Annotated in this window: 22 protein-coding genes; 10 read left to right on the forward strand and 12 right to left on the reverse strand. The window is 67.7% G+C overall.

Translation table 11 applies throughout. The annotated features are described in order from the left end of the window. From VFP86_13525 to VFP86_13570, 10 genes are all read left to right on the forward strand, one after another. Positions 1 to 911 (forward strand): cupin domain-containing protein (locus tag VFP86_13525; GenBank protein HET9000657.1); only part of this gene is annotated, 911 nt, incomplete at its 5' end. Positions 912 to 993: 82 nt separating this feature from the next. Further along, the gene (locus tag VFP86_13530) at positions 994 to 3033 is read left to right on the forward strand and encodes a hydantoinase/oxoprolinase family protein (protein ID HET9000658.1); all 2040 of its coding nucleotides are present in this window, start codon (positions 994 to 996) and stop codon (positions 3031 to 3033) included. Further along, on the forward strand, positions 3030 to 4676 hold the full coding sequence (locus VFP86_13535) for a hydantoinase B/oxoprolinase family protein (GenBank protein ID HET9000659.1): 1647 nt from the start codon (positions 3030 to 3032) through the stop codon (positions 4674 to 4676). Before VFP86_13530 ends, VFP86_13535 begins: the two co-directional genes overlap by 4 nt. After that, positions 4673 to 5422, forward strand: coding sequence for an SDR family oxidoreductase (locus VFP86_13540; protein ID HET9000660.1), 750 nt, complete (start codon positions 4673 to 4675; stop codon positions 5420 to 5422). The genes VFP86_13535 and VFP86_13540 overlap by 4 nt, the downstream gene beginning before the upstream one ends. Positions 5423 to 5624: 202 nt before the next feature. Then, on the forward strand, positions 5625 to 6662 hold the full coding sequence (locus VFP86_13545) for an ABC transporter substrate-binding protein (protein HET9000661.1): 1038 nt from the start codon (positions 5625 to 5627) through the stop codon (positions 6660 to 6662). Next, on the forward strand, positions 6659 to 7057 hold the full coding sequence (locus tag VFP86_13550; protein HET9000662.1) for a Rieske (2Fe-2S) protein: 399 nt from the start codon (positions 6659 to 6661) through the stop codon (positions 7055 to 7057). The genes VFP86_13545 and VFP86_13550 overlap by 4 nt, the downstream gene beginning before the upstream one ends. Further along, positions 7044 to 7346, forward strand: a complete 303-nt coding sequence (locus VFP86_13555) for a hypothetical protein (GenBank protein HET9000663.1) — start codon at positions 7044 to 7046, stop codon at positions 7344 to 7346. Before VFP86_13550 ends, VFP86_13555 begins: the two co-directional genes overlap by 14 nt. Positions 7347 to 7379: 33 nt before the next feature. Further along, positions 7380 to 8633: an amidohydrolase family protein gene (locus tag VFP86_13560; GenBank protein HET9000664.1), complete on the forward strand. Its 1254-nt coding sequence runs from the start codon at positions 7380 to 7382 to the stop codon at positions 8631 to 8633. Between the two features lie 25 nt (positions 8634 to 8658). Beyond that, complete coding sequence (locus VFP86_13565) at positions 8659 to 9456, forward strand: ABC transporter ATP-binding protein (protein HET9000665.1); 798 nt, start codon at positions 8659 to 8661, stop codon at positions 9454 to 9456. Next, positions 9449 to 10291, forward strand: coding sequence for an ABC transporter permease (locus VFP86_13570; GenBank protein ID HET9000666.1), 843 nt, complete (start codon positions 9449 to 9451; stop codon positions 10289 to 10291). The genes VFP86_13565 and VFP86_13570 overlap by 8 nt, the downstream gene beginning before the upstream one ends. Before the next feature lie 24 nt (positions 10292 to 10315). Here VFP86_13570 and VFP86_13575 read toward each other — a convergent pair whose 3' ends face one another. The 12 genes from VFP86_13575 to VFP86_13630 form a co-directional block, all read right to left on the reverse strand. Then, the gene (locus tag VFP86_13575) at positions 10316 to 11632 is read right to left on the reverse strand and encodes a hypothetical protein (protein HET9000667.1); all 1317 of its coding nucleotides are present in this window, start codon (positions 11630 to 11632) and stop codon (positions 10316 to 10318) included. 33 nt (positions 11633 to 11665) lie between these two features. Further along, positions 11666 to 13006, reverse strand: coding sequence for an extracellular solute-binding protein (locus tag VFP86_13580; GenBank protein HET9000668.1), 1341 nt, complete (start codon positions 13004 to 13006; stop codon positions 11666 to 11668). Between the two features lie 203 nt (positions 13007 to 13209). Beyond that, on the reverse strand, positions 13210 to 13671 hold the full coding sequence (locus VFP86_13585) for a pyridoxamine 5'-phosphate oxidase family protein (protein ID HET9000669.1): 462 nt from the start codon (positions 13669 to 13671) through the stop codon (positions 13210 to 13212). A 29-nt stretch (positions 13672 to 13700) separates the two neighbouring features. After that, entirely contained in the window at positions 13701 to 15155 is a 1455-nt protein-coding gene (locus VFP86_13590) for a UbiD family decarboxylase (protein ID HET9000670.1), read from the reverse strand. Between the two features lie 27 nt (positions 15156 to 15182). Next, on the reverse strand, positions 15183 to 16163 hold the full coding sequence (locus VFP86_13595; protein HET9000671.1) for an amidohydrolase family protein: 981 nt from the start codon (positions 16161 to 16163) through the stop codon (positions 15183 to 15185). Positions 16164 to 16167: 4 nt separating this feature from the next. After that, a complete protein-coding gene (locus tag VFP86_13600) occupies positions 16168 to 17934 on the reverse strand; it encodes a thiamine pyrophosphate-binding protein (protein ID HET9000672.1) in 1767 nt (588 codons plus the stop codon). Between the two features lie 13 nt (positions 17935 to 17947). Continuing rightward, positions 17948 to 18958, reverse strand: a complete 1011-nt coding sequence (locus VFP86_13605) for an extracellular solute-binding protein (protein HET9000673.1) — start codon at positions 18956 to 18958, stop codon at positions 17948 to 17950. A 53-nt stretch (positions 18959 to 19011) separates the two neighbouring features. Next, positions 19012 to 20739 (reverse strand): iron ABC transporter permease, encoded by a 1728-nt coding sequence (locus tag VFP86_13610; protein ID HET9000674.1) that lies wholly within the window; start codon positions 20737 to 20739, stop codon positions 19012 to 19014. A 21-nt stretch (positions 20740 to 20760) separates the two neighbouring features. After that, the gene (locus tag VFP86_13615) at positions 20761 to 21804 is read right to left on the reverse strand and encodes an extracellular solute-binding protein (protein ID HET9000675.1); all 1044 of its coding nucleotides are present in this window, start codon (positions 21802 to 21804) and stop codon (positions 20761 to 20763) included. Next, positions 21794 to 22672 (reverse strand): class I SAM-dependent methyltransferase, encoded by an 879-nt coding sequence (locus VFP86_13620; GenBank protein HET9000676.1) that lies wholly within the window; start codon positions 22670 to 22672, stop codon positions 21794 to 21796. Before VFP86_13620 ends, VFP86_13615 begins: the two co-directional genes overlap by 11 nt. Further along, entirely contained in the window at positions 22669 to 23769 is a 1101-nt protein-coding gene (locus tag VFP86_13625) for an ABC transporter ATP-binding protein (GenBank protein HET9000677.1), read from the reverse strand. The genes VFP86_13620 and VFP86_13625 overlap by 4 nt, the downstream gene beginning before the upstream one ends. Positions 23770 to 23819: 50 nt before the next feature. Next, positions 23820 to 24759, reverse strand: a 940-nt coding sequence (locus tag VFP86_13630) for a UbiD family decarboxylase (protein ID HET9000678.1), incomplete at its 5' end; no start/stop codon positions are given.

Genomic DNA, 24759 nt, shown 5'->3' on the forward strand with positions numbered 1-24759 from the left:
TCGCCTACTCGGACGGCTCCGATCGCTCTCGGGCCTGGTGGGTCCTGGGGCCGGGCGATGAGCCCTTTCTCACGCAGACCCTTCAGGTGCACTTCGTGGAGCTCGCTCCCGGCGGCGCCAACCGCGGGCACGGCCACCAGAACGAGGCGGCATTTTATATCCTCGAAGGCCGCGGCTTCGAGATTCACGACGGCCGGCGGTACGACTGGGAGAAGGATGACCTCGTGATCGTGCACAACGATTCGGTACACCAACACTATAACGCCGACCCCGAGCGGCGCGCGCTGGCGCTGGCCGTGAAGGCGAAGGCGGCGTATATGTACCTCGGCCTCATTCAGCAGGGCCGGAGTGGCCCTGTGGCGGACGGCGACCGCTTCGGGCCGCCGGAAGACTGGTCCCGCCTGTGGACGCCGGGCGTCGATGCGCGCAAAAAGGTGGTCAAGCCTTCCGACACGCGCTGGGAGACCACCCGCGACGGCCGGGTGCGCGTGATCACCTCACCCGCACGCACCGACGTGCGCGTATTCAGCGTGGATGTCTATCAGCAGGAGATCTCCGGGGGCAGCCGATCGGCGAAACACTGGCATATGGCCGACGAGGTGCTGTATGTCATGGCGGGGCGCGGCTACGGCCTCGAGTGGGACGTGGAGGCCGAGATCGGGGAGCGGTACACCGCGCGCGTCGCCAAGGAACCGATCCGCTGGGAGGTCGGGCCGGGCGATTTCTTGTATGTGCCGCAGAACACCGTCCACCAACTCTTTAACGCCGATCCGGATGGTCCCCTCGTGCTGCTCTCCGCGCAAAATCGCCTGTTCAAGCTGTTGGGATACGACGCCATCGTGTACCTTGAAGACGCGCCGGAGTATGCCGGACGACCGCACGTTGCCGGGGGAGCACGGATCGGGACGTGAGCGTCCTGCGCAAACTGCCGTGACGGCGTCGCAGCCGCGGGGGCGCGGAACGCGCGCAGCTGAACGGACGAACGAACACGCGATGAACCGTTACCGGCTGGCCGTCGACACCGGCGGTACCTTCTGTGATTTCGTCCTCCTTGACGAAGCGACGGGCCGGCTCACCGTGCGCAAAGTCCCGTCCTCCCCCGATGCGCCGGCGCGGGCGATCTTTCAAGGGGTCGATGCGGTCGAAGCGCCGGCGGCCGACATCGTCCTGTTCCTGCACGGGACGACCGTCGGCACAAACGCCCTGCTCGAGGGTAAGGTCGCCCGGACGGGCCTGCTCGTGACGCGGGGCTTCCGTGGAATCTTGGAGGTCGGGGAGCAGGCACGCCCCTACGGGCGGCCGACGTTCGACCTGCTCTTCGATCGGCCGCCTTCCCTCTGCCCGCCCCGCCGGACGGCCGAGGTGGACGAGCGCGTCGGTGCGCGCGGCGAGGTGCTCCGCCCCCTCGACGCCGCCTCGGTAGACCGGGCGATCGAGCGTTTGGAAGCCGAGGGAGTCGACGCCGCGGCCGTATGCTTCCTCTTTTCGTTCCTGAGGCCGGAGCATGAACGGGAGGCGGTGGCGCGCCTGCGCGCACGCCATCCTGAGTGGTGGGTGACGGCCTCGTCGGAGGTGCTGCCTCAGATCCGTGAGTACTACCGCTTCTCGACGGCGGTCGCCAACGCCGCCCTCGGCCCGCAACTCAGCCGCTACATGACCGCGCTGGATGCGGGCCTGCGGGCCCGCGGTCTGGCACGCGCGCTGCGTCTCGTCATGCAATCGAACGGGGGGACAGCTACGTTTGCCCAGGCCGCCCGCGTCCCGGTGACGACGGTGCTCTCCGGCCCGGCGGCCGGCGTCACGGCTGCTGCGGCGATCGGCCTTCGTGCGGGCTGCGAGAACGTCATCAGCTTCGATATGGGCGGCACCTCCTGCGATGTGGCGCTCATCGAGAGGGGCCGTCCGAACATCACCACACGGGGTGCGGTGGCGGGCCGGCCGATCGCGGTACCGATGCTCGACATTCACAGCGTCAGCGCCGGCGGCGGGACGCTGGCGCGTGTCGACGGCCTCGGGGCTCTGCGGGTGGGTCCGGAGAGCGCGGGCGCCGATCCGGGCCCGGCCGCCTACGGGCGCGGCGGCGCGACGCCGACGGTCACCGACGCCGACGTGGTCCTCGGCTACCTCAACCCCGAGCGATTCCTCGGCGGCGGCGTGCGCCTCGATCCGATCGCGGCGGCGCGGGCACTAGAGGAACAGGTGGCCGATCCGCTCGGCCTGCCCCTGGCCGAGGCGGCCGCGGGGGTGGTGCGGCTCATCAACGTGCAGATGGCCGAGGCGGTACGGTCCATCTCCACCGAACGCGGCTACGACGTCAGCGCCTTTCCCCTGGTGGCGTTCGGCGGGGCCGGACCGGTGCACGCGGCGTTCGTCGCGCATGATCTCGGCATCCCCCAGATCATCGTCCCTCCGCATCCCGGCGCCACCTCGGCGTTCGGCCTCTTGCTCTCCGACGTGCGCCGTGACTACGTGCGCTCGCAGCTCAGCGGGCTGGACGCCGTGGCGCGCGCGGAAGTGGAAGGGGCCCTGGCGGACCTCGGGAGACAGGCCACAGAGGATCTCGCGCGCGAGGGATTCGGACCGGATGCGCGGCGCTGCGACTTCGCCCTCGACCTTCGCTACGCCGGACAGGGGTACGAGCTCACGGTCCCCGTCCCGGCGGGGAAGTTCCCGGCGACCGAGGTGCGTGCCGCCTTCGACCGCCTGCACGAGGAGCGGTTCGGCCACGCGGCTCCGAACCAGCCGGTCGAGCTGGTGAGTTATCGCTGCCAGGGCATCGGGTTGGTGCCGCAGCCACCCGCTCCAAGACTGAACGCGCTCCCGGGCACGCCCGATTCTCGAGCCCGCCGCGGTGCACGGCGCGCCTGGTTCGATGGCTGGGTCGACACGCCGCTGTACGATCGGGAGCGCCTCGGCGCCGGCGATGAGCTCTCCGGCCCTGCCATCATCGAGCAGTACGACTCGACGATCGTCGTGCCGCCGGGCTTCCGGCTGCGCTGCGACGTGAGCGGGAACGTGGTGCTGACGGCATGATCGATCCGGTGACGGTGGAGGTGCTCCGGGCGAGGCTCGACGGCATCGTGCGCGAGATGCAGCAGGCGCTCTTTCGGACCGGGTATTCGACGGCCGTGCGCGAATCCCATGACGCCTCCTGCGCGCTCCTCGATGAGGCAGGCGAGGTCATCGCCCAGCACACGGTGCTGCCGCTGCACCTCGGCGCGTTTCCCGCCTGCGTCCAAGGCGTGCTGCGCCGCTACCCCCGTCCGGAGCTGAGCGCGGGCGACGTCTTCGTCATCAATCACCCCTACGAGGGAGGAAGTCCCCATGCGCTCGATGTGGCCGTCCTCACGCCCATTCTTTCCCAGGGCGCGCTCGTCGGGTTCGCCGGGTCGATTGCGCACAAGCCCGACATCGGCGGGAGCGTTCCGGGATCGGGCTCCGGCCGGGCGCAGGAGATCTACCAGGAAGGGCTGCACCTCCCCGCAGTCCGGTGGACGCCCGAGGTCGAGTGTATCTTCGCCGCCAACAGCCGCACGCCCGAGTTGGTGACCGGCGATGTGCGCGGGCAGATCGGGGCGACGCGGCTCGGGGAGCGACGTCTTCTGGCCCTGCTCGACGCCTCTGGTGCCCACACGTTCAGAGCCGCCACGCAGGCGCTGGCCGAACGGACCCTGCGGGCGGTGCGACGGGCGGTCGCCGCCTGGCCGGATGGCGTCTACCGCGCCGAAGGGCAGATTGACGATGACGGCATCACCATCGGGCGGCCCGTCAGCATCCGTCTGGCCGTTGAGATCGCCGGCGACCGCATCCGGTTCGACTGGTCGGAGTCCGATCGCCAGACACGCGGTCCCGCGAACATCCGGCCGCCGCTGGTCCGGGCCGTCTGCTATTACTGTCTCAAAGTCCTGATCGACCCCGAGCTGCCTGTCAACCGCGGCCTCGCAGAGGCAGTCGAGACAACGTTTCGGCCGGGTACGCTGCTCGACCCCCGGTCCCCGGCCCCGGTGAGCTCGTATATGGCGACGGCGCAGATCTGCACCGAGGTGGTGCTCCGGGCCCTCGGCCAGGTGGCCGGCGTGCAGCGCATCGCGGAGAGCGGAGGAACCGGCGGCATCGTCCTCGGCTGGGCGGACGGCCGGGTGCAGTACGAACTGTTCGGTTCGGCCTTCGGCGCGCGCGCGGGGCGCGACGGAGTGAACGCCGTGGCCGTGCACGTCGGCAACAGCCGCGCCACGCCGGTGGAGATCCTGGAAAGCGAGTTTCCGGTCCGCCTGCGCAAGTTCGAACTCCGGGCCGACTCAGGGGGCGCGGGCCGCTGGCGAGGTGGACTCGGCGCCGTGCGCGAGTACGAGCTTCTCGACAACGCACGCCTCTCGGCGCGAATGGACCGGCACACCACCAGCCCGCGCGGCCTCGACGGCGGACACCCGGGGCGGCCGGGGGCGCTGATCGTCAACCCCGGGACAGAGGAGCGGCGCCTACCGGCCCGCAGCGGCGATGTGGAGGTACGCGCCGGCGATATTCTACGCCTCGAGCGACCCGGCGGCGGCGGCCTGGGTGATCCGGCGCAGCGCGATCCCGCGTCGCTCGCCGCCGATCTGCTCGACGGCTATGTCACCCTCGAAGAGGCCGCGCGCCATTACCGATATCGTCCAGGAGAAAGGAGAGACGGATGAAGCTGGAGGGCCGGGTCGCGATTGTCACGGGGGCGGGGCGGAATATCGGGGAAGCGATCGCCTTCCTGTTTGCCCATGAGGGTGCGCGGGTGGCCATCGCCGATATGGATCGGGGCCGAGCGGGCATGGTGGCCGATCGCATCAACGCGATCCGTGCGGGCGCCGCCCTGCCGTTCGTCTGCGATGTCTCGGAGAAGGACGATGTGCGGGGGATGGTCGCGGCGGTGGTGGCGCGCTTCGGCCACATCGATGTGCTGGTGAACAACGTCGCCATCACGGACCGCAAGACCGTCCTGGAGCTCGACGAAGACGAATGGGATCGGGTCCTGCGCGTCACCTTGACCAGCGTCTTTTTGTGCAGCAAGCACGTGGGCAGGCAGATGGTTCACCAGGACCGCGGTGGGAGCATCATCAATATGGCCTCCACGTCCGGCCACCGGGGCCGGCCGAACGCCACGGCCTACACCGCGGCCAAGGGCGGAGTGCTCAACCTCACGCGGTCGCTGGCCATCCAGCTCGCCCCCTATCGGATCCGCGTGAACTCGCTGACGCCGAACCGAATTGGCTCGCCGGTCGGCGAGGACAGCGTGCGGGAGGGCGGCAGCGTCAAGAACCTTGTGGGACGCAATGGGGTTCCTCTCGACGCCGCCAAGGCGGCCCTCTTCCTAGCCTCCGACGACGCGGAGTTCATCACCGCGGCGGACCTCCTCGTCGACGGCGGCGCACTGGCCGCTGCAGGCTTCTGAGACCCTACCCCTCCAGGTGCTGCGCGAAGAACCTCAGAGCACCATCCTCGTATTCCTCGATGAATTCTGTGACGAGCTACTGCTTGAAGTCCTCCACGGCGCTCCTCAGATGATGGCTCGAGTGGAGTATGCACGCTCTTGCTAATTATTATATTATTATATCATTCGTCGTTCACATCGCCCTTGTCGGGGGGTGCCTGCGATGACGGGGACGTCCAGGACAGGCCGCGCTGCCTGGCTCTGGTGTGTGCTGGTCGTTGCCGCCGTCGCGGCCGGTCCGAGCGCGCCGTGGTCGGCGGGCACGCCGGCGCCAGGTGGGCCGGCCGCGCAGACAGCGACGGCGCCGCCCGCCCTGATTCGGGTCACCATCGCCGTGCCCTCGGTGTCTGATCCCTTCACGGACGTCTACCTGGCGCGGGACCTGGGGATTTTCGCCCGGCACCGATTGGACGTCCAGATCGTCTCGATGAAGCCGCCGACAGCGTTCGCGGCGCTCCAAGCCGGAGAGATTGACTTCTGGACCGGCGCGGGCTCGGGGGCCAAGGCGGCCGAGACGGGCCGCCCCCTGCGGGTCGTGTTTCTCGCCAGCAAGGCCCCCGTCATGCTCGTGGTGGGCGCGAAAGACGTGACGGCGCTCGCACAGCTGCGCGGCGGAGCCGTTGCGGTCAAAGCGCCGCTCGACACCACGAGCCTCGTGACGGAATACCTGCTGCGGCGCGCGGGAGTCGCTCCGGGATCCTACACGCTCCTCTACGTCGGAACGACGGGAGCGCAGGTGGGCGTGCTCCAGAAAGGGCTGGCCGCCGCGGCAACCGTCGAGGTGGGCCCCGCGTTGAGGCTGGAGAAAGAGGGCTACAAAGTCATCGGGAATTCCCTGACCACGATGCGCCTCTTCGGCGCGGGACTCGTCACGTCGCTCGCCGAGATCCGCACAAAGCCGGACGTGATCCGGCGTGCCGTGGCGGCGGAGCGGGACGCGCTCCGCGTGATCCTCACCCGCAAGGACGCGGTCGTCGCCGTGCTCCAGCACGACTTCCACAGCTCTCCGAGCGAGGCGTCCCAAATTTACGACCTGCTGAAGGACACGTGGAATCCGACCGGAATCCCGCCCGCGGAAGCGGTCCGGACCGAGATCCAGCTCGACACCGAGGTGTTACAGGAGTCGCACGCGGGCCCGAACAGGCCTCTGCGGGAGAGCGACTTTACCGACCTGCAGTTTGTGCAGGGTGGCGGCGGGTGACCGAGGCGGTCGCAGAGGGCGGTATCACGGGCGTGGAGATTTTCGTGGCGCGGGCCGGCGAGATCGGGGAGGGAGAGCGGAAGCTCGTCCGCGTAGAGGAGTGGATGGTGGGCGTCTTCCGCTGGCGCGGCCGCTACTACGCCTACAAGAACCGCTGCGCCCATCAGGGAGGGCCGGTGTGCCTGGGGGTGCTGCTCGGCAAGGTGGAGGCCGTGCTGAGCGCCGACCGGGACGTGATCGGAGAACGGTTCTCCGAGCAGGAGATGCACCTGGTCTGCCCGTGGCACGGGTACGAGTATGAGATCTCAACGGGGATCTGCGCCGCCGCCCCCGAGCTTCGGTTGACGGCGTACCCCGTGGTCGAACGCGAGGATGGGGTCTATGTGCGGATCTGAATCGCCGGATGCGGCGGCCCTGGACGCGCAGCTCGATCGGTGGGCCGCGGCGCTCGACGAAGTAGATCCCGATACGATCCCGGACGCACTCGTACAACGGCTGCTCGCACTGGCAGTGCGGCTCTATGCGGCCAAGCTCGACTCGGATCAGACGCTCGAGCCGTTCCCGCCGGGCACGGTGCCGACCGCCACGGCCGTGGGACACACCGTCGGGCGGATGCTGAGAGCCGCGGACGTGGAGCTCTTCGAGCTGGTGATGTGGCAGCACCTCATCGACAAGCCCAAATAGCTCCACCGAGTGGGTCGAGCTGGAGGTAAGGAGATGCCGGAGCCGATCACAGCGGAGGCGCTCAGGACGGCGGCGCTCAAGGGCCGGGACCACGCGATGGACGTGGGCCGGCTGCTGGAGAACGCTGCCATCGAAGCATCGGCGCGTGCCTACTCGACCTTCCCGATTGTCGACGTGGATGCCCATCATTACGACTCGACCTATGCCCCCTGGACGGAGATCGTCTCCTACATCGAGGACCCGGTCATCCGCCGGCGTGCCGAGGTCTCCACCGGCCCGGCCGGGGCGGCCGGATCGATCCTGCCCCGCGGACCCGTCGGCGACCGCACGGTGGGGGGACGCATCCAGCGCTACGGGCTGAGCGCCGCGGAGAAAGCGGCCGAACCGCGTACCCCCGACATCGGTGTGGTCAAGCGCGCCATGGACGCCGTGGGAATCGATTATGCCATGCTCTTCCCTACTGCGCTCATCAACATGGGCATCCTCCCCGAGGTCGATGTGCAGGTGGCGCTCCACCGTGCCTACGCGCGGTGGATCACGGAACGGGTTCTGCCCGACGAGCCGCGGCTCTTGACGATGATCGCCTTACCCTTCAACGATCCAGACGCGTGCCACCGGATGGTGCAGGAGTTCGGCGACCGGCGGGGCGTGGTCGGGTACGTTGTCGGCAGCACGTTCCACCGGCCGGTCCATCATCGACACTACTCGCGGGTGTATGCCGCCATCGAGGAGCGCGGGATGCCGCTCGCCTTCCATTCCACGTACAACTGGCAGGACCGACTCACGGAACAATTCAACAAGTTCCTGTCCGCCCACGGCGTCGGCCGGACCCTCTATAACATCGTCCACCTGACCAACCTGGTGATCAACGGCATCCCGGAGCGCTTCCCGCGTCTCAAACTGATCTGGATGGAAAGCGGCCTCAGCTGGATCCCTTTCCTCATGCAGCGGCTGGACAACGAGTATCTGATGCGGTCGTCGGAGGCTCCCCTGCTGAAGAAGCTGCCCAGCGACTACATGCGGGAATTCTATTACACCGCGCAGCCGCTGGAACGGTCGAACTTGGAGTTTCTGGAAGCGACCTTTCGCGCCATCCGCGCCGACACGCAGCTGCTCTACGCGTCGGATTACCCTCACTGGGACTTTGACCTGCCGAGCGCGATCTACGATCTTCCCTTCCTTTCCAACCCGGTGCGGCGGCGGATCCTGGGGCAGAACGCCATCGAGCTCTTCCGCCTCCCGAATGCGAAGGCGGCCGCGCCGGTCTCGACGAAGGTAAACACGTGAGGCCCGTGCCCCGGGGGGATGAGTCGTGAGCCCGAAGCTCGAGGCCATCGACGTCACCGTCCGCTACGAGAACCCACGCACGGGGGTCACCACCCTGGCGCTGGAGCGGTTCACGGTGGACGTCCAGCCCGGGGAGTTTCTCTGCCTGGTGGGGCCGAGCGGGTGCGGCAAAACGACCTTCCTGTACTGCCTCGACGGGCTGCTGCCGTTGACCGAAGGGCGCATCCTGCTGGATGGCAAGCCGATCGCGGGCCCAGGGCGTGACCGCGCGATGGTCTTCCAGAGCCCGTCGCTGCTTCCCTGGCGCACGGTCCTACGGAATGTCACCTACGGGCTCGAACTGCAGGGCGTGCCGCTACGCCAAGCGCTCCCCCCTGCCCGCGAGATGATCGCTCTCGTCGGCCTCGAAGGGTTCGAACACTACCACCCCTCGGAGCTCTCGGGGGGGATGCAGCAGCGCGTCAACCTGGCGCGTGCGCTCGTCATGAACGCCGAGGTCATCCTCCTCGACGAGCCATTCGCCTCTCTGGACGCGCAGACGCGCGAGTTCATGCAGGCAGAACTCATGCGGATCTGGCAGCAGACCCGCCGCACGGCGATTTTCATTACCCACCAGATCAACGAAGCGATCTACCTGGCCGACCGGGTCGTCGTGCTGTCGGCCCGTCCCGGACGGGTCAAGAGCATCCTCCCGGTCGCGGTCCCGCGCCCGCGGGAGCTGCGCGTAAAGCGCACGCCGGCGTTCCTGGAGCTCGAGGATCACATTTGGAGCCTGATCGAAGAGGAAGTCCGCTTGAACCTTCGGAGCGTGGCGCATGCTTGAGGAGAAAACGCTGCCGGGCCGCGGCGAGAGAGCCGCCCCCCTCCTCCGCCGGCGCGGGGGCGGGAAGGTCTCCCCAGCCTTGCGCGCGCGCATCATCGGCACCACCGCGGTGACGCTCTTCATGATTGCGTGGGAGGGCGTCGTGCGGCTGCATATGATCAACCCGCTGTTTACGAGTTCCCCGAGCCGCATCGTGTCGACGTTCCTGCAAATGACGCGTGAAGGCGTCCTGGCCAAAGACATTCGGGTGAGCGGCACCGAGTTTCTGCTTGGGTATTTCGGGGCGGTCGTCGTGGGGATCTTGGTCGGCGTCGCGATGGGTTGGTACCGGGATGTGTCCGCGGCGCTGCAGCCGTTTGTCTCCGCGCTCTATTCGACCCCGCGCATCGCACTGGTGCCGCTGTTCATTATTTGGCTCGGCATCGGCATTTGGTCGAAGGTCGCGGTCGTGTTTCTCGTGGCTGTGTTCCAGGTCCTCATCAGCACCGAGGCCGGTGTCCGCGCGGCCGACGAATCGCTCATCCGCACCGCGCGCTCCTTTGGCGCGAAGGACCGGCAGATCTTCACCACCATTGTCCTTCCCGGCGCGGTGCCGTTCCTGATCGCGGGCCTGCGCTTGGGCCTCGGGCAGGCGCTGGTTGGCATCGTGGTCGGCGAGCTGTACGCGGCGACCGCGGGGATCGGCTACGAGATCGCGGTGGCGGGGGAGACGTTTCAGACCGACCGAGTCTTCGTGGGCATCGTGATCCTGGCGAGCGCGGCGATCGTCTTGATGTGGGCGCTGCGCCAGTTGGAGCTGCGGTTCGAGTCCTGGAAGCCCCAGCGGCAGACGTAGGGACGATCCGCAGAAGCTACTCCGTCACTGGCCCCCACGCACCGTGAGGAAGCCGCCCCTCAGACTGGGAAGCGCGGTGTCGTTCCCGCTCGACGGGGTGATTCGATCCGCCGTCTTTTGATCAACGAGCACATCCGCAATTTTCGAGCTCGCCGCCCCAAGGAGCGATAGGTGGCGGACGTCTCCAAGATCTACCTTCATGACGAGGCGGTCGGCCAGGCCGGGCACACCGGCGCCGCCGTTGATGGGCAACCCGAGCGCGCTGGCCGCGAGCACGATCCCATCGCCGGGCCCGGGCGAAAACCGAGCCCCCGGAAGCTGACCCGTGATTCCGGCCCAGGTTCCCCGGCCATCGGGGTCGGGTTGCCGGTTGCCGAAGAAGGCGTAGGCCCGCACCCTCTCCGGTAGAGCGTGGGTGTTGAGCTCGGCCAGCACGGGGTTCTGAGCGTTCGGCGGGAAGCCCCATGGCGCTCCGGGAGCGGGACGCCAGAACGGAAACGTCGGGAGCATGCTGCGGGCGGCCGGCGTCCCCGCCCATGGGGCGGCCAGGGGATACCACGCGTCGACGTAGGACATGACCGCCCCCTCGTTCGGCACTCCGACCATGACGAACCGGTCCACGAGACGGTCCCATCCGGGCTCGAACGCCAGGTTCCAACGGGCCATGAGGCCCCCTAGACTGTACCCCACAACGTTGATACGGGCGGCGTACGACGCGGGGAGCACGACGTCGCGGACGTAGGCTGCCAGGGCCCACGCAGCTTTTTCCAAGTCGAGGCTGCGAGAGGGATAGGTGAACCAGAAGAGGTTAGGCGAGGCTCCTCCGGCATCATACCCACGCTGACCGAGTACGGACATGATCGCCTGGTCCGGCTTCCCGGCCATATCGTTCAGGTAGCCGGGAACGATGACGGTGGGCAGCAGCAGCACCCCCGTCTGGCGCGCGGTAGCCACCTCGCCGCCCTGGCGCACGGTGAGCTCGATGGCGACGGGCGTGTTCTCTGTGAACGGCGGGACCGGCGTGAACTCCGCCACGGAGGCATCGCCCCCGATTCGGACCCTGCCCGCGGGAAGGTCGAAGAACGCGGGGATGCGAGACGCGGTCAAAGGTGATTGCGGCCCCTCGACCGTTTGACCGCCTAGGGTGGCCCTTCCCTCGATGGTGGGCCGGAGTTCGGGCTGGAACCCTGCGATCGCCACGTTGAACCCCACGCGCCCCGAGGCGATCATCTGCAGGCGTGAGATGGTCACGGCCAACGGGACCGCCGCCTGGCCGTTCGCGGCGTACAACGATGCTGCCAGCCCCCCGCTCAAGGCGATCGAGAAGAGGAGTCGCCACATCTTCGCTCACCTCGACCCCCGGTGCATTTCAGCCTACCTGTACTTGGCGTAGATGCCCTTGATCTGGCCCAACCCCCACTTGATCGAGCCCTCCAGGCTGTCCCCGTGACAATATCTCGCCAGCATGTCGGGAAGCACGAACGTCGCGAGGACTTCGGCCGCAGGCGCCGCCGCGGGGCCCGGATACCCGAAGACCAGCCCCACCTTGTCCCAGTCCTGCATCAGCTCGAGCTTGGGCAGATGCTTCTCGATGCCGGGCATCGGCTTCGCATACCACTTCTTCAGATACGGCATGTTATAGCCCTTGCTCGCCTCCATCGAGAACTTGAGGTCGCCGCCATACTGCTCGAGGAACGCCTTCGCTCCCGCCTGGTTCTTCGAGAAGTTCCAGATGGAGAGGACCGTGACGTCGACGACCGCGGCGCTCCGCGCGGGCCCCTTTGGCTCTGCGCCGGGGACGGCGGCGTTGATCGAGTTGAACAACGTGGGGTTGCTATCCTCGACGGAGAAGAGGGACGAGAGCGCGTCGTGGATGTAGAGCGCCACCCCTGAGTCTAGATACCGGTTGTCGGAGACGTTGTCCCAGGAGAACACCTCCGAGGTCATGCCCTCCGACCACAGGGCCTTGCTGAACTGCATCGCCTCGCGGAGGGCCTTCGAGTCCCAGGCGACTTCCTTGCCGGACGGGTCGGTCTCATGCACCCCGAACGCGTAGAACACCGCCCGCCAGTTGTGGTTGGCGTCGTTGCAGTGGGAGATGGCAAACCCGGTCGGATGGCCTTTAGACTTCCCGATCCGCGCGGCAGTGCGCATGTTGTCCCAGGTGGATGGAGACGGCAGATTGTATTCCTTCCACAGGTCCCCGCGCCACATCACCGGGATCGGAATATAGAACTCTGGGACCGCGTACCAATGCCCGTTCACCACGGAGAGGTTGGGTGCCATCGGGAGCCAGCCGCCGCCGGCCTTGCCGAGCTTCTCGCAGATGTCCGAGACGTCCACCATGTGCTGGTAGTACAAGGTCGTCTGGATCTGCCCGTTCATCTGGAAGATATCGTGCCCCGCGCCCGCGGCGAGCTCGGAGGCGATGCGGGCCGGGAGGTCGTCGATGCTGATGTGGTCGACGCGGACCTCGACCCCGTTGTCCTTTCCCCACTGGACGGCATACTGATCGAAGGCTTTGTCGTACGCGGGCACGAAGTGGCTCCACGTCAGGATCCGGAGCGCCGTGCCCTTGATCTGCGCGGGGGCCACTCCGACGTCCCACGGCGCCACCCGCCCGAGCGCCGCCGCGGCGACCCCGGTCCCTGCTGCCGTGAGGAATTGACGCCGGTTGAGCTTCTTGCGCGGGCCTGATCTGAGAACGCGGTCCATTCTCGAGTCCCTCCCCCTGGCTCCGAACTGGAGCCTCAGTTCTCCCAATCACTACCACAGGTTCGCGGGAGGTTTCCCCTTCATACCTCTCTGAACCTCCTCCAACTTTCTGCAAGGCCCGCGACAGAACTCCCGCAGAGCTTCGCATCCATACAACCGTCCGTCGAAAGTGTGTTGCCCGGCCGGCCCAGACGTTGCATGTATCACTCCTCCATAGAGTCGGGCCAGTCGCGCAGTTCGGCCAGGACCGCCTGCTCGATTTGTCGGAGCGCATCGGCCTGCGGGCCGGTCCACTCGTAGGCCAGCGGGGAGACCACCACAGGCGCCCATGACTGGTCTTTGACCTCGGTGACCGCCATCTCCCACAGCGCGATCGGAAAGGGGGCCGCGGCGATCCGCGCGCGCCGCATCTGCGCCGGGCCCTTGATCAGCGCCAGAATGTTCTCCCGGCCGATCACCTGCAGCGCCGCCTTGCCGTCGCGTTCGAGGTTGGCCAGCGTCCTGCTCCCGTGGTCGACCCCGAACCGCACGCGATCGGGAGCGACCGCCACGGCCCACGTCATCGCGGCGTGGCCCCACCCGTCCGCGCCGACGGTCAAGAGCACCACCGGAGAGCCCGCGCGGAGCAGGCCGGCGAGCCGGTCGGGCAGGGTCGCCTTCGCCACGGTTGACCCGGTGTCGCCGCCCGCCGGCGCTAGCGGGCCCGGCCCGTGGCGGCGGTCCGCGCCGGGTCCACCACGGCCGCGAACCCGTACTCGGCCCACCGCGTCCGGGCGCGGGCGAGATCCTCGGCCGGCGGCAGTGAGGTCGCGGGATACGTGTGCTTCCGTGTAGCATCGATGCCCATCTTCGAGGAGAGCCGCCGCGAGGGATCCAGCTGCGTCACCTCCTCGGCGGCCTGCGACGGATCGAGCCGGACCGATGCTGTGTTGGGGATGATCGCGATGTCCTTGTGGGGCTGGACCCTCCAGGAGAGCGCCCAGTTGAGCTGGAACGGGTCGCGCACGTCGATGTCGTCGTCCACGACCACCGTGATCTTGCCGAGCGCGGGATCGACGGCCCACGCCGCCCACATCACCTGCTGCGCCTGACCGGGATACTGGGGACGGATCGAGATCGCGAGATACGCCGCGACCCCGCCCGCGTGCAGCAAATGCACATCCTTGACGGGAAGGCGGAGATCCCTGAGGTGCTTGAGGATCGCGCACTCCCGCCCCCATCCACGGATGCAGCTCGACTCGCTCGGCGGCATCTGGCTCAGGAACGCTTGGAAGATGGGGTTCCGGCGGTGCGTGATCGCCTGCACCTCGACCACATAGGAGTCGGCCTTGGGCCCCATGTACCCGGTGTACTCTCCAAACGGGCCTTCCTCCTCGAGATCGGGCAGGATCTCTCCCTCGATCACGATCTCAGCGGTGGCGGGGACCGGCAGGTCGCTCGTGACACACGAGACGACATCGAGCGGGGCGCCACGCAAGCCTCCCGCCACGGCGAGCTCGTCCACGCCGTACACGATCCGCGACACGGAGCACAGGCCGACCTTGGGGTCCGGACCCAGGACGATCGCCACGGGCACGCGTTTGCCGGCGAGGCGCTGGGGCTCGACCTGCTGACGCGCATGCTGGAGGAAGTTGACCCACATCCCGATCTTGCGCGGCCCCTTGATCTGGCAGCGGTAGGTCCCGACGTTCAGGATCCCGGTCCCCGGATCCCGAGTGATCACGCAGGGAGCCGTCAGATACGGGCCGGGGTCGTGCTGGCGAGTCCAAATCGGCACCGGTAGCTCCAGCAGGGTGGCCGCGTCCCCGCGCTTCACCACGTCGTGAACCGGACCGGCATCAACCCGCCTGGGGGGGATCGGGTTGCGCTGCGCGTGCGCCCACTTCTCGGGGATCCCCTCCGGCTCGGTCTCCAGCGCCAGCGCGTACACCCACCGTGACGCTCCCAGCACCCCGACGCACAGCGGGATGTCGTGGCCCCCGACACGGTCAAACATCAGGGCCGGCCGCTGCTCCTCCGGAATGTCCTGGAATGCCAGACGGCTGACCGCGGCGACCTCCCACGTCTTGTCCACCTCCGAGCGGACGTGGTGGAGCCTCCCGGCACCCTCCAGGGCCTTGAGAAACTCGCGCAGATCATGGTACGGCATGCGTGTACCCTCCGATGTCGCGCGCGGTCACGGCGAGCGCCGGCCATCGAGGTGGAGAAGACCTGCCGCCGTCTCTCCCAGAATGGCCGCCGCCGCCCCGCCGGGCAGCCCGAGGGTTCGGACCAATCCCGCGTACTCCTGGATCCCCGCGAGGCCTTTGCCCGTCTGGGTGGTCGCTCCCGTGAAGTCCTGCGGATAATCGGTGGCGAAGACCAGCCGGTCGGGCCGGATCCCCGCGACCGCGCATCGAAGCGCGACGGGCCCCCCCTCGAACCCCGCCGTGTCGAAGTAGAGGCGATCGAACGATTCCTCAAACGGCCGCCGGAGCGTGCCGAACCGTCCCGCCTTGGCCGCAAGCCGTTCTTTTACCGCGGCGACGCCACCGCCGAAATGCGCGAAGACGAGCTTCAACGTCGGGTATTCCTCCATCATGCGCCCGGCGATCACCCGGGTCACCGCCACTTGTAGGTCAACCTCGCGGCCGATGATCCGGGCCAGGTCGTACTCCCCGAGGAGCGCATAGCCCACCGGGATCTGGGCAGGGTGCACGAAGACCGGCAAGTCGTGCGCAACAACCTTCCTATAGAAAGGCGCGAGCGTAGGCGCGTCCAGGGACAGCCCGTTCACCTGGGAGGCGATCGTCGCTCCGCGGAGGCCCAACTCTTTCGTCGCCCGCTCGATCTCGGCCAGCCCTGCCGGCTCGTGCACGGGGGCATGCGCCAAGCCGACAAACCGGCCCGGGTACTGCCGCTCGATGTCCGCCAGCCGGTCGTTGATCAGCCTGCAGTCCTCGAGCGGCGCGTCCCAGCCCAGGTTGCACGAGAGCACCGCCAGATCGATGCCGGCCAGATCCATGTCGCGGATCTGACCGTCCATGTCGTAGAGCTTCTCGTGCAATGTGAGCTTGGGGATGCCCCCCTCGATCAGGTTCCGCCGCTCCCCGGGGGTAAAGCCCCGGCGGGTGACCAGTTCCAGGGGCACGAAATGGTGCTGGAAATCGACGATCATGCCATCACTCCGGGCGGATCACGACGTCCACGACGGCCGGCCGCTGCTCCTCCTTCACGACCCGAAGGGCCCGCCGCACGGCGGGAGCGATGAGCGCGGGATCTTCAACCGGACCTTCACCGTGCACCCCAAACGCGCGAGCCATCCCGGCGAAGTCCACCGCCGGGTCCTCGATCCGGATCCCCACCACCCGGTTCTCGACCGGCCGGTTCCTCGCCCGGGCCACGAGCGCCTGATGATTCTCGTCGTTGAAGTACGAGCGGTTGTTGCAGATCACAAAGAGGAGGGGGATCCGGTGATGGGCGGCCGTCCAGAGGGCGCTCGGCGTGTACAAGAGATCGCCGTCGGGCTGCAGATCCACACACACTCTCCCGGTCCCGCGGTGGGCCAGCGCGACGCCGATCGACGCGCCCGCGCTGTACCCCAGCCCTGCGCCGCCGCTGGAGCCGAGGTACTGGTCCGGCCGGGTCCACTCCCACAAGGTCCTGGCCCAGCCGTCGAGGGTGCCGTTTGCCAGCACCCAGTCCTCACCCCGAAGGACGTCCCACACCTCGGACGCCAGGCGCGACGGCGCGATCGGCCGGTCGTTCCAGGACTCCTCACACGCGGTCCGCGCATCCCGGCGAAGCGCGTCGTGCCTTGCCCGCAGGTGCTCTGCGCGAGCCCGCCGGATGGGGGAGTCCGCCTGTCCCGCAAGGAGCGCGACCAGCGCCGGCAGGGCGACCGCGGTGTCGGCCAGGATCGGCACGTCGGTCGGTGCGAGACGCTGATAGCTCGTCACCCAGCTCCTCACGCCGAGCTCCGACAGCGTGATATGGATCACCTTGGCGGACTCTGGCAGAATAGGTTCCGACCGCCGGGTCAGGCGATCGGCGCGCGCGAGGGCGCCGTGAAGATCCAACACATCCAGCCCGAGCACCACGTCCGCTGACGCGAGCAGCTCCCCCTCGGCGCCCGTCAGGTCGAGCGGGTGGGTGCTCGGGAAGTTGAACCGTCCGTGCTCGAAGAGGTCGATCACGGGTGCCGCGAGGCGCTCCGCCAGCCGGACCAGGTCGGCGACGGTCGCGGGGTTCCGGCCGAGGTACTGGGCGATGATGACCGGCCGCTCTGCCGCGCGCAGCAGTGACGCGGCACGATCCAGCGCCGAGGCATCGGCCTGAACGGCGGACGGGGGCGCATACCGGGTCACGTCAGGAACCGGGATCGGTTCCGGCAGGACCATTTCCTGGAGTTCCGCGTCGAAACAGAGATACACCGGCCCCTGCGGCTCGGTCAGCGCGATCCGGTGGCCGCGGATGATCGCTTCCGGAACCGAAGGGAGGCTGGCCGGCTGGTCGTCCCACTTCACGTAGTCCCGCACCTGATTCCCTTGTACGAGCGCGGTGTGGATCCAATCGATCCACGGCCGCCGCTTCTCCACGGCCATCGGGCCGGTCCCGCCCAACACCAGCATCGGCACGCGGTCGCACCAGGCGTTGAAGATCGCCATGCTGGCGTGCTGGAGGCCCACGACGTTGTGCACGATGGCCGCCATCGGCTTTCCCGCGGCCTTGGCGTAGCCGTGCGCCACCGCCACCGCGATCTCCTCGTGGCAGCATTGGATGATGCCCGGCTGTTCGTTGCCGCCATAGTTGACGAGGGAATCGTGCAGCCCCCGGAACGTCGCCCCCGGGTTGAGGGCCGCGTACTCGATGCCGAGGTCCCGGAGAACATCGACAATAAGATCGGATCCGTATGCGGGACCCGAGCCGCGGCGTTGCTTTCCACTCATGCGTCCGCCCTCCTCACCGCTTCCTGAAAAAGGCGCCGAACTCGCCACGCCACCGCCCGAGCTGCTGTTCGTCCAGGTCCCGCATGAGCCGGATGTGGAGCGCCCCGGCGTCCTTGATGGGCGGGTAGATGCCGGGCACGAGGACAAACTCCCCCGCCTGCGCCAGCGCCAGGAGGCCGAGGCGGGAGGTGAGGAGATCGATGAACAACCGCGCGGCGTTGGGATGGAGCGGCCGGGCGGCCAACGCGACGTTATGGACCTCCGCGAGCACCGGGTTGAGGCGGACGTAATCGAGCGGGGCTCCCTGTCTGCCCATCACGTACACGTACTTCACGTAGCTCAGGCCCAACGGGTACTCGCCGGAGGCGACTTTCTGCATCGCCGGATCGAACGAGTCGACCAGGACGGATTGCGCCGCGAGCCGTTCCACAAATGGCCGGTACTCCGAACCCATAACGCTCTGCAGATTGGACAGCCAGACCGCCGAGGTGATGTGCTGGGTGGGGTCGGGCATCACCACCTTGCCCTTCCACTTCTCGCTCAGGAGGTCGCTGAGCGCCTTGGGGGCCTCAGCTGCAGGGACGAGCCGGGTATTGTAGAGGATGCTGATGACGACCGCCCGGTAGGGAGGCGACAGTATGCCGTCGCGATCGAGGTGTGATGCGGGGAACGCCGCGTACGAAGGCGACGTGTACCTGCCGAACGCCCCCTCCCGCTTCATGATCAGCATCGGGCTCAGGTTGGTGAGGACCACGTCGAACTGCGGTTTCCCGGCCCGGACTTCGGTCAGGACGCGGTCCAGGAGCCGGTTCGTGGCCAACCGGAAGTACTCCACGGAGATCCCGTACTTGTCCCGATAGAGCGCCTGGATGACGTCGAAGATCGGCGACTCCATGGAGCCGTAGACGGCGACGCGCCCCTCCTGCTTGGCCCCGGCGACGAGGTCCGTTTGGGCCTGAACGGGTTGGAGGCCGACGGCGGTGGCCATCCACATCACCCCGCACAGCGTCCATTTGCGCCACATGGATCGTCCTCCTCGCATGCATGTGCGGTGCACCTTCACCGGCACGACGCGCGTCACCTGTCGAGGCGGCCGTAGCGTCGAGCCACGACGATGAGCACCGCAGAGATGACGCTGATGAGCAACCCCAGCGCGCCCACGGATCCCGCCTGGCCGTCGAGCCAGAGGTAGTAGAGCAGCGGCCCCACGGGCTCGGACGAAGGGGTGTACAGGAACAGGGACAGGCTGAACTCACGCATGAAGATCGTCGCGAGCACGATCCAGCCGGCCACGAGCCCCGGGCGCATCAGAGGGATCAGCACGCGCCGGAACGTGGCCGCAAACCCCGCTCCGCTCGTCCACGCCGCCTCTTCCATCTCTCGATGGATCTGGATGATCGTGCTGGTGACGGACCGGAGGCCGTAGGGGAGGAATCGGGTCACGTAACCGATCAAGAGGATCCAAATCGTGGCATAGATCGGGAGCGGCACGTTCACGTACGCCCAAAGCAACCCGATGGCAAAGGCGGTGCCGGGAAACGCCCACGGAAGGAACGTCAACCCTTCCAGCACACCGCGGCCGGCGATCTTGGTCTTGACGGTGACGTAAGCGATCAGCGAGGCGAGCAGCATGGCCGCCGATGCCCCCGAGATCGCAAGGAAGAGACTGTGCCCGAGCGCCCGGTACACACGGTCGTTGTGAAAGATGCGTGTGTAATGGACCAGGGTCGCGTGCTGGAGTGTCTCGAGCGTGGGGACCTGGTAGAAAGGGAGGATGGAAATGAAGAAGAGCATCCCCACGGGGAGCACGACGATCAGGATCAGGATGGCCGCCGCTACGGCCGAGGCCGCGAACCGCCACGGGCCCAGGTCGATCGCGTGGGGCGCATATCCCCGACCGGTGACGGTGGCGAACGCCTCGACCCGCGACGTGAAGCGGCGGTAGAGGGCCACGAAGATCAGGGCCACGGCAAGCAGGCTGACTCCGTAGGTGGCGGCGAGGTTGTAGTTGGGGGGGTACGCGGCCAGCGCTTCGCGGAAGATCTTCGTGGTGAACAGTTCGATCCGGGCCGGCAGGGCGATGATGGCGGGGGTATCAAAGCTCTCCAAAGCCCGCACGAAGTTGAGGGTGGCCGCGGCGAGGATCGCCGGGCGCATGAGCGGCAGGGTCACCTGCCGGATGACCTGCCAGTGGCCCGCGCCGGCGGTGCGCGCCGACTCCTCGAGGGCCGGATCCATGTTGCGCATGGCGCCGCTCACGATCAGGAAAGCCAGCGGCGTCAAGACGAGGCCCTCGACAAAGACGAGGCCCGGGAGCGAGTAGATGTTTAGGGGACCCTGCGTGACGTGGACGATGCCCCGCAGCATGACGTTCAGGAGCCCCACGGACGGGCTCAGGAGCAGCGTCCAGGAGATGGCGATGAGGAGGGGCGGCAGGATGTTGGGGATAATCGCCGTCAGTTCGAACACGCTCCTCAGGGGGGCGTTCGTCCGAACCGTCACCCAGGCGAGCGCGAGCGCGAGGAGCACCGAGAGCGCCGAAGCCCCGAAGGCAAACACGAAGGAGTCGAGCAGCACGGTGAACGTCCCGGGGTCGCTGTAGGCCGTGATGTAGTTTGCAAGGGAAAGTTTCCCCGCCTGACCCAACGGCGCCGTGGTGAAGCTGCCGTAAAAGAGCATGGCGGTCGGGTAGAGACTCAGAAAGGCCAGCACGACCGCCAGCCCGATAGCCGGGAGCGGGAAGGCACTCCGCCACCGGGCCGCGGCCGGCCCCGCCCGGGGAAGCGCGAGGAGGCCGGCCTTCATCGGGCGCGCGCGCGGCGGCGGTTACCTTGCGACAAAGAGCGGGCGGAACTCGGCCGCCCATTTCTTGAATTCTTCGCTCGTCAGATCATCGAACACGACCGCGTGAATCGCCTCCGCGTCCTTGATCGGGGGATAGATGCCCTTCGCGGTCACGAACTCCCCTTGGTCGGCCTCGATCTGCATCCCCTCTCGAGAGATCAGGAAGTTCTCAAACAGCTTGGCCGCGTTCGGGTGCGGGGCCCTGGCCGCAAGGGCCGCGGTGTGCCCCTCGGAGAGCATCTTGGGCAACCGAACGTAGTCGAGGGGGGCGCCGTCCTTGCCGTAGAGGCGGACGTACTTCACGTACGTGATCCCGGCCAGCGCCTCGCCCGAGATGATTTTTTGTACCGCGGGGATGAAGGACTCGACGACGATCGGTCTGGTCTCGGCGAGCTTGCGCACGAGGGGAAGCCAGTCCGCGCCGTACAGCTTCTCGAGATTACGCAGCCACTGTTCGGTCGTGGGGTGCTGCGTGGGGTCGGGAATCACCCACTTCCCGCGCCACTTGGGGCTGAGGAAGTCCTCGAGGGCTTTCGGGGCATCCTCGGGCTTCACGAGTTTGGTGTTGTAGAGGATCCCGATAAGCGCCATGCGGTAGATCGGGGACAGGACGTTGTCGGGGTCCTTGGTGCTCGCGGGGAAGTTGGCGTTTTGGGGCGAGAGGTACTTGGCGAACACCCCTTCGTTCTTCAACAACCGCATGGGACCGCGGTTGGTCAGCACCACATCGAACGACGGTTTCCCGGCGCGGAACTCCGTGAGCGCCCGGTCGATGACCTTGTTGCTGGCGCCCCGCCAGTAGTCAATGCTCACCCCGTACTTTTGCGTAAAAACTTTCTGGATCGCGTCCATCGTCTCGGACTCGAGGGACCCGTAGACGACGACCTTCCCCTCCTGCCTGGCGGCGTCTTCGAGCGAGAGGGGCACGGCATCGACCCGCGCCGCGACCGCCGCCGCGCCGAGCAGGATCCCCGCAATCACCACGGCCCGCCGCGCCGCGCGAAATCCACCTGATCTACTCATCATCTTGCCCTCCTAGCGCGCGGCCTGAAGATCGGCCGGCCGGCGGTTTCCTCCCCGACGCGAGCTTGACCGAGACCGGCACGTCGAGACCGCCCTGCACGGCGTATGGCTCGACGAGGCGGTCGAATGCCGACCGGATGCGCCGTTGGGTGTCGGCGCTCTGCCGCAGAATCATCGCCGGGGTGCGCACCCCTCCTTCGATCACGCCGCGCCACAGTTCTTCGGGCCCGGGAACACGGTGGGTGAATGCGATGCATCGCACGTTGACGTCCACCAGACCGGCGGATCGCAGGAGCCCGGAGAACTCCTGATCCGATGAAAAGCGAAAGAACGGAGGACCCGGAGGAAGATCCGGTGGCGGAGGAGCCTCCGCGGCTTGGATCGCTTCCACGAACACGCCGAAAATGCGGGCCCGCTCGGGGACGTCCCACACCGAGAACGCGACGGCGCCGCCGGGGGCGACGACACGAACGCACTCCGCGGCCGCTCGCTCCGGCCGCCCCAGATGGAGCAGCACGAAGTTGCCGACACTGGCGCTGAACGACGCGTCGGGAAAGGGAAGCTCTTCGGCATTCCCATGCCTGAACTCGATCTCCGGATGGCGTCGGCGGGCCAGCGCGAGCATTTCGTGGGCGATGTCGGTGCCGATCACCGAGGCGCCGCGCTGGCGCGCTCGCGCCGCGACGTACCCCGGGCCCGTGGCGACGTCGAGCACCCGTGAGGTGAGGCCCACCTCGGCGTCATCGAGCAGAGGATCGATGATGCGGCCGGTGATCGGTCCAAAGAACCGATCGTAGGCGTCTCCGACCTTTCCCCAACCGGCGACTTCAAATCGATGAAACGCTTCGGGGTCGATGGGCGCCTGGCTCACGATACGCCCTCGGGCCGGATGGCGATGCAGCGCTCCGGGCGCAGCGCGAGGAAGACCCGGTCCCCCCGCCGCACGACGACGGAAGGGTGCGCGCGGACCCGCAGCACCTGGCCGCCGACGGCAAGGCGGCAGTCCATGCACTCGCCGAGAAACACGACCTGCTCGACGGTCGCCTCCCACGCGCCCTCCGGCTGCGGCCGCTCGTGGATCGACACGTCCTCCGGCCGCACGGAGACGGTGACCTCCCGGCCGGCTGCGGCCCCCTCCGGGATCGCGCATACCAGCGGACCGCACGCGGTCTCCACCCGATACCGGTCGCCGCCCGCGGCCGCGACGACGCGGCCCGGTACGAGGTTCGTCGACCCGATGAAGTCGGTCACGAACCGGTTGACCGGCCGCTCGTAGATCTCCCGGGGAGACCCGAGCTGCACGATGCGCCCCTCGTGCATCACCGCCACGGTGTTGGACATCGCCAGCGCCTCGACCTGGTCGTGGGTCACGTAGATCGTCGTAATGCCCAGCTGGCGCTGAAGGGCGCGGAGCTCGAGCCGCATCTGCTCGCGCAATTTCGCGTCCAGGTTGGACATCGGCTCATCGAGCAGGAGCACCTTCGGCTCACGCACGAGCGCGCGCGCCAGCGCGAGGCGCTGCTGCTGTCCGCCGCTGAGGCGTGTGGCCGGGCGCTGTTCCAACTCATCCAGGCGGACCGTCGCCAGCGCGTGGCGAACCTTGCCGGTCAACGCCGCTCGTCCGCCGTGCGTTCGGCCCACCCGCAGGGGGAAGGCGACGTTGTCGAAGACGGTCATGTGCGGCCAGATCGCATAAGACTGGAACACCATACCGATATCCCGGCGGTTGGGTGGGACGAAGACGCTCCGGTATGAAGAGTACACGACCGCGCCGTCGAGCTCGATCTCTCCGGCATCCGGCCGTTCGAGCCCCGCAATCGATCGCAGCGTGGTGGTCTTGCCGCACCCCGACGGACCCAACAGCGTGAAGAACTTCCCCGCGGGCACGTCGAAGCTGATGCCGTCGCACGCGGTGGTGGCGGCGCGCCCGTCTCGGAAGATCTTGACGAGGCCCGAGACCTTGACCATCACCGAGTCCGCAGCGGCCCGCGTGGGGAAGCCCCCACGTGGGATCCGCCCTACCGCTCGGGGGGCCGTCCGTCCCCGCGGAGCAGCCAGCCCCAGGTCTCGCGCGTCTGCCGTTTGTACTCGGGCGTTGGTCCGATCGGGGTCGGAAAGCGATCCTTCCATTCCCACGGGCGGGTCGCGTCGATGATGACCCGGGAGTTGAACCCCTTGCGATCGGGATGGATGGCGGGATCCAGCGGACCGCTCCAACACCGTCGAATGATCTCGTAATCCTGCTCGGGATCGGCCCGCGTCAGCACGGCCCACATCACGTCGTTGAGGTCGGTGATGTCGATGTCGTCATCGACGATGACGACCATGCGGTTGAGATAGGCGCCGGCGCGTACCTGCGAGGCGAGCAACCCCGCCTGCTTGGCGTGGCCGCCGTACATCTGGCGGATCGCGACGATATACAGGAGCCGGCATCCGCCCACGGGATGGCAGTACACCCCGGCGATCCCGGGAACACCGGCGTCCTTGAGCGCCTTGCGGAGCAGGCCGGATCTGAGGTACTTGCGAAAGTGGTGCGCCTCGTACGGGGGCTTCTCGGGGGGACATCCCATCAGGATCGGGTTATTGCGATGGTAGATCGCCTTGACCTCGATCACCGGCTCCTCCCGGCTTCCGCTGGCGTAGTACCCGGTCCACTCGCCGAAGGGCCCTTCCACCAGCCGGGCGTTGGGGTGCACGAAGCCTTCGATGACGATCTCCGCGTGCGCCGGGAGCGGCAGCCCCGTATGCCGTCCGGGAATCACCTCCACCGGCTCGCCCTTGACGGCGCCCGCCCACTCGTACTCGTTCACGCCGAGCGGGACCTCCAAGCAACTGGCGAGGAAGAGCATGGGGTCCATCCCCACCATCGCGAGGACCGGCATCGGTTCGCCGCGCGCGAAGTACTTGTCCCGGTGCAGCCGGCCGTGCTTGCCCGGCGAGATGTACAACCCGCAGCGG

It is taken from the genome of bacterium (genome assembly GCA_035703895.1).
Taxonomy (GTDB): Bacteria; Sysuimicrobiota; Sysuimicrobiia; order Sysuimicrobiales; family Segetimicrobiaceae; genus Segetimicrobium.